Raw genomic sequence first — 12,600 nt, 5'->3', positions numbered from 1 at the left:
CAGCCGTTCGTATAGATTTCGAGCTTCCCAACGACGTCGGCAACAACGCGTATTTCAGAAAGCGCGTCCGGTAAATCACTGGAATCCGCAATTGCACCTATCCTGTATTGATAACACGTAGGGCATGAATCCAATGGTCCGACCTCAATGCCAGTCCTTGGAATAGACGAACTTCGGCATGTTCCAGTTGAAGCGCAATGCGAGCAATCTGAGTGCCAAGCCAAAAACAAAGGCCACGAAAGTCACCAGTTCATGCGGCAGGGCAAGGTGCAGGCCGCCAGCGTAAAGAACGCCCGTCACCACGGAGACGCTGGCATAGAGTTCGCTCCGCAGGAGAAGCGGACTCTCTCCACACAGGATGTCACGCAGAACACCGCCTGCGCAGCCCGTGATCATACCCGCCACGATCACGACAACAGCCGGCAATCCGAGTTCGAGGGCGACATTGCAGCCAAGGATAGTGAAAACCACAAGGCCTATAGCATCGAGAAACAGAAACAGACGTTTCAGCCTGTCCATAAACCGGGCAAAGATGATCGTCGCAATTGCCGCAAATGCCGTTAGCAGCAAATAGAGGGGATGTTCTACCCAGACGAGCGGATGATGCCCTAGAAGAACGTCGCGAACCGACCCTCCACCGAGCGCTGTAACGGCAGCCAACAGGCAGACGCCTACCCAGTCCATGCTACGCCGCCCCGCGGCAATTGCGGCTGTCATGGCTTCAACCGTGACGGCCACGATGTAGAGGAAATGCAGTACTACGATGCTCATGAGTGAAAGGTCTCCAGTGACAAATCTTGATGAGTATTCAGACGAAGTACCTCGCGCTTCAGCAGGTGTTCGAGCCAGTCTGCGAACACCTGAAGCCGACGGGACAGGTGTTGGCGATGCGGATAGAGCAGCGTCATGGCCATAGGCTCAGCTCGGTAGTCGGGCATCACTTCGATAAGTTCACTGGCTTCGAGATGATGGCGGATATCATAGACCGGGATCTGGATGATCCCCAGACCGGCAAGGCAGCAGGCGATATAGGCTTCTGCACTATTGACGCTAACGCGGCCGTGCATCGGGAGCGTGCGAAGCGTGCCATCCTGCATCCATTCCCAATCCTCCACACGACCACTGAACGGTGATGCATAATTGACCGCCATATGCGCGTTGAGGTCTTCGGGGGTCTTCGGCATGCCATGCTGCTTCAGATAGGCCGGACTTGCGACATTGATCAGTGGCAATTTGCCGATCGGTCGGGCGATTAGGCCGGAGTCGCTCAGAGGTCCGACCCGCAGCACGCAGTCGACGCTGTCCTCCACAAGGTTGACCGCGCGGTCGGTAACACCGAGATCAATGTCGATCTGCGGATAGCGGTCAAGAAAGTCGGGCAGCGCCGGAGCAATTATCAACCGCCCGATACGGCCCGGAACATCGATACGCAGTCTGCCGGACGGTTGCGCCGATGTCTGCCGGAACAGATTCTCGGTCTCCTCGACATCGGAAATGAGGCGTTGGCAGCGGTCATAAAACGCAGTGCCGTCCTGTGTCGGCGACACCTGGCGCGTGGTCCGGTGGAGTAGGCGTGCGCCGACTCGTCCCTCCAGTTCCTGAACGGCCGCCGAGACGGAGGAGCGTGGAATGCCCAGTGTATCGGCAGCGCGGGTGAAACTTGAGCATTCAACAACGCGCGAGAAGATACGGAACAGGTCGATACGGTCCACGGTCTGGCGGCGCTCCATTAGTCGGTTTTTCTGACAAGTGATGTCAGAATAATCGGCTTTATTGTCTAATCCTAGACGATATTGTCTTCAGGTAGAAGCGGCCTCGATGTGACCGCACAGACCAAGGAGGCGATCCAATGACCGATCATTCCATCAAGGGCAAAACCGTCATCATTGCCGGCGGCGCGAAGAACCTGGGCGGGCTGATTGCCCGCGATCTCGCTGAACATGGCGCAAAGGCCGTTGCAATCCACTACAACAGCGCATCCAGCAAGGCCGATGCAGATGCGACGCTGGCCGCTATCAAGGCTGCCGGTGCCGAAGGCGTCGCCTTCCAGGCCGACCTCACCACGGCTGGGGCGTTGGAGAAGCTCTTCGCCGATGCGATCGCCGCCGTTGGTCGCCCCGACATCGCCATCAACACGGTCGGCAAGGTATTGAAGAAGCCGATCGTCGAGATATCGGAAGCCGAGTATGATGAGATGAGCGCCGTCAATGCGAAGTCGGCTTTCTTCTTCCTGAAAGAAGCCGGCAAGCACGTCAATGACAACGGCAAGGTCTGCACGCTGGTTACCTCGTTGCTCGGGGCCTTCACGCCCTTTTATGCGGCCTATGCCGGCACCAAGGCTCCGGTCGAGCATTTCACCCGCGCGGCCTCCAAGGAGTTTGGCGAGCGCGGCATTTCGGTAACGGCCATCGGCCCTGGTCCGATGGACACACCCTTCTTCTATCCGGCCGAAGGCGAGGACGCTGTCGCCTATCACAAGACGGCGGCCGCACTGTCGAACTTCTCGAAGACTGGTCTCACCGACATCGGGGACATCGTGCCTTATATCCGCTTCATGGTCTCGGACGGTTGGTGGATGACGGGCCAGACCATCCTCGTCAACGGCGGCTACACGACAAAGTAATGGTTGGCAGCGGCCTGCCGGCTCAGGCGGGTCGCAACGATTGAGGGAAGCAAATCAAGGGGGCGCTCGTGCATATGCTGCTTGTCATCGTCGGTGGGGTCGTCCTGCTCGGTGTGTTCGCGCTGTTCGGAAAGCTTTGGGGCGGCGACATCACAGGCGTCGCTACGGGAGCGAAACTCTTCACCCCGGTATGGCTGTGGTTTGCCTGGTCAACATGTGGGTCGGCGTAACAAAGGCCGGCTACACACTTGCCTAGGAACTGCCTATCCTGTTGGTGGTGTTCATGGTCCCTGCCATCGCTGCGGGAATCGTTACCTGGCAAGTGTCCGGAGCCAACGCGCAACCTTTGCCTCCTCTCCAACAAGAAAGAACTGCCATGTCGATCCCCCTCCCGCCAGCCCTTCAATCGGCCGTCGATGCGATCAATTCTGGGGACGAGGATGCCTTCGTCGCCGCGTTTTCTTCCGATGGCGTCGTCAACGACTGGGGACGCATCCTCACAGGCGCGGACGGCGTGCGGTCGTGGGCGCGTTCGGATGCGATCGGCGCGCAGGCCCGCATGACGGTGGTTGCAGCCACCATAAGGGACGACACCACACAAATCGTGTTCGACTGGACAAGCCGCGTCTTCAACGGCCGCAGCGAAGCCTATGTGACGCTGGCAGACGGCCTGATCCTCGAATTCCGCATTCCGGCGAAGTGAGGCGTAACCATGTCCACCGAAGCCGTCACCCACGCAGCAGAAGCCGCATATCACGCGACCTTCGACCTTGTTCCCGTCGTCGTGCTTCTCGCGGCGGCGGTCATCGCCGTTCCGCTGTTTCGACGCACGGGGCTGGGGTCGGTACTCGGCTATCTTGCCGCAGGCCTTGCCATAGGACCGTTCGGGCTCGGCTTTTTCGACGACCCTCAGTCGATCATCCATGTCGCCGAACTCGGTGTGGTGCTGTTCCTGTTCATCATCGGCCTGGAGATGCAGCCTTCGCGGCTCTGGAGCATGCGCGGCGAGATATTCGGGCTGGGTGCGCTACAGGTCTGTCTCGCCATCTTCATCCTGATCTGGGTGGGTATCGCGCTTGGCTATCCGGTCGAGGCGAGCTTCGTGGCAGGCACCGGCTTTGTTCTGACCTCCACCGCCATCGTCATGCAGATGCTTCAAGAGCGCGGTGAGATTGCCCAACCGAAGGGGCGCAGGATGATCGCCATCCTGTTATTCGAGGATCTGGCCATCGTGCCGCTTCTCGCACTGGTGGCTTTCCTCGCACCGGGCGGCGAGAACGTCACGCTGGCCAACCGGCTGACGGGGGTCGGTATCGGTCTTGCGGCGATTGCGGCACTGGTGGTTGCCGGGCGCTACCTGCTCGACCCCATGTTCCGCCTGCTGGCCAGATTCGGCGTCAGGGAGATCATGACGGCGGCCGCCCTGCTTGTCGTGCTGGGCGCCGCCGTTTTGATGGAGGCAGGCGGGCTGTCGATGGCGATGGGCGCCTTCCTCGCCGGTGTGCTCCTGTCGGAATCTTCCTTCCGCCACCAGATCGAAGCGGACATCGAACCATTTCGCGGACTGCTGCTCGGCCTGTTCTTCCTCGGCGTCGGCATGGCGCTCGACCTCGACATCATCGCAGCGAACTGGGTGGTGATCGCCATTTCCGTTCCAGCTTACATGTTCCTGAAGATGGCAGTGATCTACGGTGTGGCCCGCGCCCTCAAATCCGACAATGCCGAGGCCGTGGAGCGGGCCGTCATGATGGCGCAGGGCGGCGAGTTCGCCTTCGTTCTCTACGCCGCCGCGACACAATTCGGCATCCTTACGCCTGAATGGAACGCGACCCTGACCGCGATCATCATCGTCTCGATGGTGCTGACGCCGTTGATGATCATCGCTCACAATCGTCTCGCGCCGAAAGTCCTTCCATCGATGGCGGAGGTTGATGAGGCAAGGCACCTCGCAGGCAGCGTGCTTCTCATCGGTTTTGGGCGGGTCGGGCAGATCATCAGCCAGCCCCTGCTTGCGCGCGGGCACAGCCTCTCGATCATTGATTCCGATCCGCAGGCGATCCAGGACGCGAAGGATTTCGGCTTCAAGGTCTATTATGGCGACGGTTCGCGCCTCGACATCCTCCATGCGGCTGGCGCGGAACATGCGAAGGTGATCATCATCGCCGTCGATGACGCGAAGGCCGCCAGCACCATCGCAGAGCTGGCGAGACATGAATTCCCTCTCGTTCCGGTGCTCGCCAGGGCGGCGGACCGCGAGCATGCCATCGAGCTGGTTCACGCCGGCGTCGAGTTCCAGATACGCGAGACCTTCGAATCGGCTCTCAAACTCGGCGAACGCGCACTGGTGACTCTGGGCGACGAGCCGGATGCTGCGGGCGAGTTGATGGCCGACATCCGCAAGCGCGACGCCGAACGCTTCGAGATCGAGACGGCCGGCGGCATCTATGCCGGTCGTGATCTGATCCATGGCAATGCTCCCGGCAAGAACAAGCCTGCGGAGCCGGAGGCCTCGTCATGATCGCCATGCCAAGGATGCGCAAGCGCGGGGATGACGTTCTCATTTCCGACGTCGTCAGCTTCTGGGCGGATGCCGGCGCGCAAGGCCAGTGGTTCGCCAAGGATGAAGAGTTCGATCGCACTTTCCATGACCGCTTTCTCGACCTTCACATGGCAGTCGCAGCGCGGTGGCATGACGGTTGGATCAATAGCCCGGAGGGTGCGCTTGCGCTTCTGGTCCTTACCGACCAGTTTCCGCGCAACGCGTTTCGTGGGACCGGGCACATGTATGCGACCGATCCACTGGCCCGGCACTATGCACGGATGGCGCTTGCGGCCAACTGCATGGAGCGCGTCGAGCCCGTGCTGCGGCTGTTCTTCTGCCTGCCCTTCGCACATTCCGAAGAAGTTTCCGACCAAGACGTCTCGGTCAAGCTCAATGCCAGACTCGGTCAGCCTTGGCTCGATCACGCGGAGGGACACCGCGACATTATCCGGCGTTTCGGTCGTTTCCCGCATCGCAATCCCGTGCTTGGCCGCACCACCACGCCGGAGGAGGCGGATTTTCTCAGGCGCGGCGGGTTTCAGGGATAGGAAACACAGCCCCACAAGAGCAATCACAGGAGTAGTCAACATATGCCCGCATCGGACCTGAAAATCGAAACGCGGATCGGCGTAAAACGCAAACCGCGACGCATCCTATCGATCGTATCCAACACGACCGAGCTCAAGGGCTTTCCCGTCGGCTTCTTCGCCGAAGAAATGACACGTGCCTTTCTCATGTTCACCGAAGCCGGGCATCAGGTCGATCTTGCGTCTCCGAAGGGCGGCGAGGTGATGTTTGACACGCATAGCGATCCGCGCACGCCCGATGGCGCCTATGCCGACGATCTCATCAGCCTGGGTTTTGTCCATCACGCAACGTTCGGCGCGATGCTGAAGAACACCCTTCCGATCAGCGCGATCTCGGTCGATGATTATGATGCGGTCTGGGTGGCTGGCGGCGGCGGTCCTCTTTTGACGTTCAAGGATGACGAGACGCTGCACGACCTGATCGCGACCTTTTATGAGAAGGGCAAAATCGTCACGTTGATCTGCCACGGTTCGGCGCTCCTTTTATGGACGCGCCTGTCGGACGGGAAACTGCTGGTCGAGGGAAAGAAATGGACTGGCTTTACCGATGCGGAAGAGGAAGAGGTCAATGCAGCGTTCGGCATGACGCTCAACGAATACACGATCGAGCGCGAGGCCGCCCGTATCGAGGGGACTAGCTTTCTTTGCCGCGAAGCCAATGAGCCATTCGCAATCCGTGACGGACGTCTGATCACCGGACAGCAGCAATACAGTAGCGGGCTGACGGCGGAACTTGTGCTGGAAGCGCTAGAAGAATGACTATACTTGGCAACGTCGAACGATCGAGCGACCCGTCGAGCGGTTGGCCCGGCTCATCCTCGGAACATCTACATGCCCCGACCGGTTTGGTTTTCACCCCGCCGACTCAACTCTGGTTGAAATCAACACTTGTTGCTATACTTGAATGATCAGAAGTTCATGTTCGAATTGTTGCCAGGGGGACATCGATAGCGGCCAATTCACCGGGGCACATGTCTCCCTAGGTAGTTAAAGCCACAGGGGGCAATTGTCGCCCCCGGCGAATTAGCTCGTTCGGTAGCATTGGAATATGCAGTTCTGGAAGATACGCCAATCCGGGCCATCGCCCGCGCGGAAATACGCTTCGTTCCGCTACGCCTCACTACGCGTATTCCCGCAATAACCTTCACAATGAACCGCAATGAAATAGGTAGAAGAGCGCAACATCCGAATATTGCGATAAATCGAGCAGTTAGTCCGGTGACGAACAACTTAAAGCTTCGGTGATCTGCTGAGAACCTCGCGCAGGTCTACGCTCGGCTTGCGCCCACGCTCGGCCGGTTTCGGCAGCAATGGCTCTATCTGCTCCCATTCTTCATCTGTGAGATCGGTCGGGTAACGCTTCGTCTTCCGCTCAATCCTGGCCATCCGGCCTCGCGTCTCTCGTGTCCACATCGATAATGTGAATCACGAACCAGACACGAAGGAAACTCAATTCTCAAACGGACTCTTAGACGTTTTCTCTCATTGGCTTCGGTGCTTTTAAAAACTCGCCGTCAACTTTGCATTGAAACCGTGCTCCTGCGCGTTGGAAGTGATCTGCCCTTGATAGGAAAAGCCAAAGACAATCTGATCCGTCAGATTGAGATCGACACCGGCCTCAACAAGTGCGGTATCCTCCGCAAGAGGAACCCCCTTTATGTCGAAGAGAGAACTATCGGCAAAAGAGAAGGTTGCTTCCGGTATTTTATCGCCAAAGGCATGACGCCATCCAAGACCACCACGCGCCGCCCCGGCGACTGTTCCGATATCAAATCCCGACGATGCCCTGAGTCCAAGGGTTGAGAAGGTGACATTCTGCGACTGACTTTCGCCTGACAGCGCTGCAGCCCCGCCGGTTTCATTAAAGTCCTCAGTCTTCAGATGAACATATGCCAGATTTACATATGGCTCGAAGGCGACCGGCTTTGTATCGATATGATAACCCATCTCAGCAAAAGCCTGGAATGTCCCGGCATTGTAACTGGATTCCAGATTATCCGAAAATTCCGGAAAACCTACGCCGCGCTGTGCATCGACACGGTGCCATGTATAGGCCAGTCCAGAACGGAACCCAATATTGTCCCAATGCGTACCCGCATAGGCTCCCAGATGATAATTCGCGCTCGATCCTGTAGACCTGCGGTCGTCCACATCGAACGAAGTATGGCTATAACCGACAAGAAGTCCGGCTCTCCAGGTTTCAGCCATCGATGCGTCGACACCTGCCAGGAAACCGCCGGTGGAATAGTCGAGACGAGCCGCGTTACCGTTGTCCTTCATAAGACCCCAGGCGCCATATCCACGCCCCCAGAACACAGGACCTTCCGTATTGGCTGCAACGGGTTTGATGCCACCTGGGCCATAGGCCATGACCGGGACATCAGAAGCCCCGACTTCTTCAAATGCAGAGCGGATGCGATCAATGGCAGCATCGCGGACAAAATGGCTGTCTTCAATGAGCACGCCACGCATGGAAGCATAAATCTCACCGGATAGCTGATCGAGGGCATCGCGGGATTCCTGCTCCGTCAATGCCAGAATATTATCATATACTGGATCGCCCACTCCGAGCGTTTCGCTGGCCACAGCCGTCGAACGCTGATTGAACGTATCGGCGATGTCAGCGAACGCGGTCGATGTGCGGCTGACATCCAGATAGACATTCTTCGGGTCGTAGACCAGATTGAAATCCACAAAAGGTGAATCTGTCGCTAGAGTTCCGGTTAGCCCGCCATATGTTCCGTTAACACCGGCAGCCGCTGTGAGCAGCGTATAACGGGTATTCGCAGCAATTGCACCCTGCCGGATCAGATTGACCTGAGCAGCGCTGTCAATCGTGGCGTTGCCCCCAATATCGATGAAATCAGCGGACTTAGCGAGCCCTACTTCGTAAGTTGAACCAGACTGCTGTGCGAAACTGCCCGTCACCGTCAGTTTCGTAATCTGTTCGTTTGCGTCCAGAACGCTCCCCGGAGCGATGGTGCCACCATCTGTGACGGTAACTGCACCGAAAGTTCCGTAGCCGGCAATAATGCCGCCAGTACCGGTTTTAACTGTCCCGCCGATCTTGCCATCGTTGCCAAGAAGACCGGATGTTACGACATCATGCGTGATGGCACCGGCTTTTGCCAGCAAAAGACCCGCACCCTGATTGACTGTCGTCAATCCGGAATAATCGTTGCTCCCGCTCAGTGTCTGGACACCAGCCGCGATAACCAACCCGCCGCCACCATGGTTTTTGCTATCGTCGAAATCGCTGATGGAACCCGCGAATACGTCGTTTGCCGCCGTAAGAATCAGATTGCGATCACCAAGACCGATCGCACCCGTATCCATGCCGCTCAGGCTGCGAATGCGGACATCGTTTTGCGCGCTGTCAATTCCCCAATATTTATTGGCATTGCCATGTTCGGAGATATCGAGACTGCCGTTGACCGCAACCCTTGCGGATTGTTCGATACCGCCAAGGCCGGCCAATGACAGATAGGCATTCGCGCTGATAACCGTCTCACCTGTATAGGTGTTGATATTGGTCATACGCACATCCGTGTAAGGATCCAGGGTCAAGGAACCTGATCCGGATATGCTCCCGGCGAGTCCCAGCAATCCATAGGTATCCTGAACGGGGTTGCCGTCACTGCCAACAACGGGCTTGCCATTCTCATCCAGTCTATCCCGAAACACCTGACTGCCCATTTTACGGGTAATCTGGCTGAGATTGAGGCCCCCGCTGTCGGTCGTAAAGTTATCGGCACTGACGAAATAGGGCGTATAGGCCGTCGTCTTTTTTTCAAAGTCATAAACGACGGATTGGGAAAGGAAAAAATCCAGGCCTGCGATGAATTCGATTTTTCCCTCATCGTAATCTGGATCTGCTCTGGAAATCTTGCTGACATCCACACTTTGGAGAGAAACAGCATCTCCGCCTGATGCTGCAAGCGAAAGGTCCATCTCGTACTTGCCCGACCCTTTTTCCGTTTCTCTGATGACCCCATCATTCAACAGTTTGTCGAAGGTTCCTTCACCAAGCTTGATGGTCCCTGCTCCCGGTGTTCCCGTATCGAGCAGGACGGGAAGGTCAGCGGCCAGTGTTTCGTAGTTGCCACTTTTGGGTGTTACAGTCAGCGTGTGCCCCCCCTCAAACTGGGTCGATGCATCGCCCTGTGCACCAGGAAATTTATCTTCGAAACCTTCCCGGTTCTGATTGCCCCACAGCGTCGTCGAAACGAACTGCGCGCGAAGACCAGAATTCAGATTGACTATTATGCAGGGAGAACATCCCGGTGTTGCACCATTTTCTGCATAATCCGAGTTGCCATTGGCCGCGACGACAAAGCCGGTTCGCGTCATGCCGGCTAGCGGGCTGGACCTAATGCTGTTAGACATCAGGAAATCACCGGCGCCAAACGTACCGGCAAGTGAGTCTTTTTCCTCAAACCGCTCTCCGGCTTCAATTTTTGACCGTGCATCAAGATCGGCATGGTATTCGAGTGCGATCTTGCCCTTGTCCAGTTCTCCGGGTGCATAGCATTTCATATCACCGGGAGTCGTCGAACTGATGCAGACAGCTTCGTCAGACAATCTTTCGCCGTTCAGTTCAGGCGAAACCTTGGTGAAAACAGTGTCGAGGATTTTTGCAGCCTGAAGCGAGCCAAGTTGAGTAACAACGGACGCCGTGCCGTCCTTATTGAAATAGGTAAGCTTATCGAAACTGACAGGTTTGAAGACGTAACCATTGGTTCCATCATTGTAGACATAATATTTTTTGGGAGCACCAGCGATATCGTTGACATTCGCATCTTTCCCAATCGCCGCGTTAAACTGATCGGAACCGGTATCGAACAGAAAGCGCTGTGCCTTCCCGTCTCCTATGCCAACCCAGATACCGAGACGGCTGACATAGTGCTGCTCTGCCCCGTTATAGTTATAGGAGCCGTAAACATATTCCAGCGGGATTTGTTGCGGTTCCTGAGCAGCGGCCCCTTTGACCGATAGAGTCGCCCCGGCAAGCAGTCCGAGTGCCCATGCCACAGACACCGTCACAATTGCTGTGCTGGATGTCAAAAACGCAATTGTTCTTTCTCGCGGCAGCATTATCCACCCTTCCATACTGAACATGCATCCATCCGGCGAAGCTATTCGCCTGGTTACCGGTAACCCTTTTCGTGTCGATCAGGAGACCCCTCTCCTCAGTTCAGACAAAACAGACTGCAACACGCTAGCGACTGCTTATTGTCGAACCAACAAGAAAGCTCTTCTCCGGCACGGAACGGCGCCGAAGAAGAGCGAGCCGACAGTTGAAGCAGAGGGATGAGCTTCAACGATCGTAGCCATTGCGATGATATGATCTATTCCGAACTGTCATCGTCGCCTGGATCATCCGTCAGACACCCCATGCCGTGACAACCTTGATAATTGCCATGTTCGTCAAAGTTCGGCTCTCCCTCTTTGTCGAACTGGGGGGTGTTGTCGACCTCATCATCGGGGTTGTCGACCTTGCAGCCAATGCCATGGCAGCCGCTGTAATTATTGTTATACGTGTAGTTGGTTGTCGTATGGCTATGGGCATGGTGGTCGTTTCCGGCGGCGCCAGCGATGATCGCGCCAAGCACGGCACCTCCTATGACCTCGCCGACATCGTGACCGTGGTTATCATACATGCGTGCACCTGGGTCGAAACTGTCACCACGGCCATGATGATAACCGCCCACATCTGCAAAGACGCCTGAACAGCCTTCGGAAACCCACACGTATTTGCTGCGCGGATTATAGCCCCAGGTACGATTGAGTATGCACGGGCTGCTCGATATCTGATGAATAAGTTGCGGCTTCTTCAGGGGGCCAGCAAAACATTCGTCATATTGATAATGCATTGACCGGCATTCGACGGTTGATTGAGCCTGTGCATCGACCACCACCAAAGGCATATTGGCCAGCAGTCCCGCGACAATAACATAACGCAGCATCGTGTCCCTCCAGACGCGTAGTGACTTATTCGACTAACGATAGTTTGTGCAGTATTTCGGCGCCTCTGCACCACTCGCAGCGCAGCCCTGCCGGATCTCCTCAATCATCATGTTACAACTATTTTCAATATTGCATGGGGGATGAGTAGCACCTGACATATCGAGGCAGTGATCGGCGATTTCTTTCGCTTTCTGGAGACCAACTGCCTGACTGCATGCCCCTTTGTCCATGTTTCCATGCGTGGGTGCCTGTCTCTGTGCTGGTTTGTCGGGAGAAGTGCCTGTTGCCGCGCTCATATGGGGAACGCAGGACATATCGCCTTCCTCGCAGTTCACCTGCTGGCGCAAGTCAACAACACGTTGTGCGGTCAGAGCGGTTACGCAACTTGCCGTCAGCGAAGGCGCAATTGATCCATCGGCATAAGGCGCCACACGAAATGTGCATTCCTTGTCCCGGAAGCTGATCCACGCTCTCTGGGCATCCCGAAGACGTTGCTTGTCAGCATCGGAGAGCACATGCATGAGCGACTGGTAAAGTTTGTTCAACGTAGAATCAGCTGCTTTTTCGTCATCACCAAAACAGGCCGTGATTTCACTTTGTGTTTTGAGCGCATCGCAGTTGTCGGCACGCGCTTCCGTCGTGGCGCCGAAGCTGAACATATAGGCAGCTGTAAATACCGCTGACAGGAGAACACGCCAAACCATTGATTTCATGCTTAAACACCTGATTTACACTAAAGACGCCGACAATGAGAATAAAAGTACTGGCAATCTTCACGGGAGCAATATCAGAAATCTGCTAAATATAATGAAATTAACCTATTCCAAACGAAGTTCACCGGATTCAAGTACCCATACTCACATTTTTTTATATAGGTCTGG

Annotated in this window: 11 protein-coding genes and 1 pseudogene; 6 read left to right on the top strand and 6 right to left on the bottom strand. The window is 56.3% G+C overall.

The annotated features are described in order from the left end of the window. Positions 1 to 144: 144 nt before the first annotated feature. The gene (locus tag JNC70_RS16185) at positions 145 to 771 is read right to left on the bottom strand and encodes a trimeric intracellular cation channel family protein (protein WP_374788700.1); all 627 of its coding nucleotides are present in this window, start codon (positions 769 to 771) and stop codon (positions 145 to 147) included. Continuing rightward, positions 768 to 1,712, bottom strand: coding sequence for a LysR family transcriptional regulator (locus tag JNC70_RS16180; RefSeq protein ID WP_374788720.1), 945 nt, complete (start codon positions 1,710 to 1,712; stop codon positions 768 to 770). Before JNC70_RS16180 ends, JNC70_RS16185 begins: the two co-directional genes overlap by 4 nt. A 137-nt stretch (positions 1,713 to 1,849) precedes the next feature. Here JNC70_RS16180 and JNC70_RS16175 point away from each other — a divergent pair, with 137 nt between their 5' ends. The 6 genes from JNC70_RS16175 to JNC70_RS16150 all read left to right on the top strand — a co-directional run bounded on the left by JNC70_RS16175 (position 1,850) and on the right by JNC70_RS16150 (position 6,511). Beyond that, entirely contained in the window at positions 1,850 to 2,623 is a 774-nt protein-coding gene (locus tag JNC70_RS16175; protein ID WP_374788699.1) for an SDR family oxidoreductase, read from the top strand. 68 nt (positions 2,624 to 2,691) lie between these two features. Then, the gene (locus tag JNC70_RS16170; RefSeq protein WP_374788698.1) at positions 2,692 to 2,853 is read left to right on the top strand and encodes a hypothetical protein; all 162 of its coding nucleotides are present in this window, start codon (positions 2,692 to 2,694) and stop codon (positions 2,851 to 2,853) included. Between the two features lie 146 nt (positions 2,854 to 2,999). Continuing rightward, positions 3,000 to 3,326, top strand: coding sequence for a nuclear transport factor 2 family protein (locus JNC70_RS16165; protein ID WP_374788697.1), 327 nt, complete (start codon positions 3,000 to 3,002; stop codon positions 3,324 to 3,326). A gap of 9 nt (positions 3,327 to 3,335) precedes the next feature. Next, positions 3,336 to 5,141, top strand: a complete 1,806-nt coding sequence (locus tag JNC70_RS16160) for a monovalent cation:proton antiporter-2 (CPA2) family protein (protein WP_374788696.1) — start codon at positions 3,336 to 3,338, stop codon at positions 5,139 to 5,141. Continuing rightward, positions 5,138 to 5,713 carry a DUF924 family protein gene (locus JNC70_RS16155; RefSeq protein ID WP_374788695.1) on the top strand — a complete coding sequence of 192 codons (576 nt, stop codon included), beginning with the start codon at positions 5,138 to 5,140 and terminating at the stop codon, positions 5,711 to 5,713. The genes JNC70_RS16160 and JNC70_RS16155 overlap by 4 nt, the downstream gene beginning before the upstream one ends. Before the next feature lie 42 nt (positions 5,714 to 5,755). Next, on the top strand, positions 5,756 to 6,511 hold the full coding sequence (locus tag JNC70_RS16150) for a type 1 glutamine amidotransferase domain-containing protein (protein WP_374788694.1): 756 nt from the start codon (positions 5,756 to 5,758) through the stop codon (positions 6,509 to 6,511). 489 nt (positions 6,512 to 7,000) lie between these two features. On the opposite strand, the pseudogene JNC70_RS16145 reads toward JNC70_RS16150, so the two are convergent. The 4 genes and pseudogenes from JNC70_RS16145 to JNC70_RS16130 all read right to left on the bottom strand — a co-directional run. Continuing rightward, positions 7,001 to 7,165, bottom strand: a pseudogene (locus JNC70_RS16145) (transposase); the annotation flags it as partial. A gap of 87 nt (positions 7,166 to 7,252) precedes the next feature. Further along, positions 7,253 to 10,789 carry an autotransporter outer membrane beta-barrel domain-containing protein gene (locus tag JNC70_RS16140; protein ID WP_374788693.1) on the bottom strand — a complete coding sequence of 1,179 codons (3,537 nt, stop codon included), beginning with the start codon at positions 10,787 to 10,789 and terminating at the stop codon, positions 7,253 to 7,255. Positions 10,790 to 11,100: 311 nt separating this feature from the next. After that, positions 11,101 to 11,718 carry a DUF3011 domain-containing protein gene (locus JNC70_RS16135; protein ID WP_374788692.1) on the bottom strand — a complete coding sequence of 206 codons (618 nt, stop codon included), beginning with the start codon at positions 11,716 to 11,718 and terminating at the stop codon, positions 11,101 to 11,103. Between the two features lie 33 nt (positions 11,719 to 11,751). Then, the gene (locus JNC70_RS16130; RefSeq protein ID WP_374788691.1) at positions 11,752 to 12,432 is read right to left on the bottom strand and encodes a lysozyme inhibitor LprI family protein; all 681 of its coding nucleotides are present in this window, start codon (positions 12,430 to 12,432) and stop codon (positions 11,752 to 11,754) included. Between the last annotated feature and the right edge of the window lie 168 nt (positions 12,433 to 12,600).

Origin of the sequence: Brucella oryzae (assembly GCF_041929965.1) — a bacterium.
In the GTDB taxonomy this organism is placed as follows: domain Bacteria; phylum Pseudomonadota; class Alphaproteobacteria; order Rhizobiales; family Rhizobiaceae; genus Brucella; species Brucella oryzae.
The sequence above is the reverse complement of the archived record's forward strand: the minus strand, read 5'-3'. Positions and strand labels throughout refer to the sequence as shown.

What these genes read in the sequence shown, in the direction of transcription:
- JNC70_RS16185 (WP_374788700.1), bottom strand. Translation starts at nt 771, where the DNA reads ATGAGCATCGTAGTACTGCATTTCCTCTACATCGTGGCCGTCACGGTT.
- JNC70_RS16175 (WP_374788699.1), top strand. Translation starts at nt 1,850, where the DNA reads ATGACCGATCATTCCATCAAGGGCAAAACCGTCATCATTGCCGGCGGC.
- JNC70_RS16165 (WP_374788697.1), top strand. Translation starts at nt 3,000, where the DNA reads ATGTCGATCCCCCTCCCGCCAGCCCTTCAATCGGCCGTCGATGCGATC.
- JNC70_RS16160 (WP_374788696.1), top strand. Translation starts at nt 3,336, where the DNA reads ATGTCCACCGAAGCCGTCACCCACGCAGCAGAAGCCGCATATCACGCG.
- JNC70_RS16155 (WP_374788695.1), top strand. Translation starts at nt 5,138, where the DNA reads ATGATCGCCATGCCAAGGATGCGCAAGCGCGGGGATGACGTTCTCATT.
- JNC70_RS16150 (WP_374788694.1), top strand. Translation starts at nt 5,756, where the DNA reads ATGCCCGCATCGGACCTGAAAATCGAAACGCGGATCGGCGTAAAACGC.
- JNC70_RS16135 (WP_374788692.1), bottom strand. Translation starts at nt 11,718, where the DNA reads ATGCTGCGTTATGTTATTGTCGCGGGACTGCTGGCCAATATGCCTTTG.
- JNC70_RS16130 (WP_374788691.1), bottom strand. Translation starts at nt 12,432, where the DNA reads ATGAAATCAATGGTTTGGCGTGTTCTCCTGTCAGCGGTATTTACAGCT.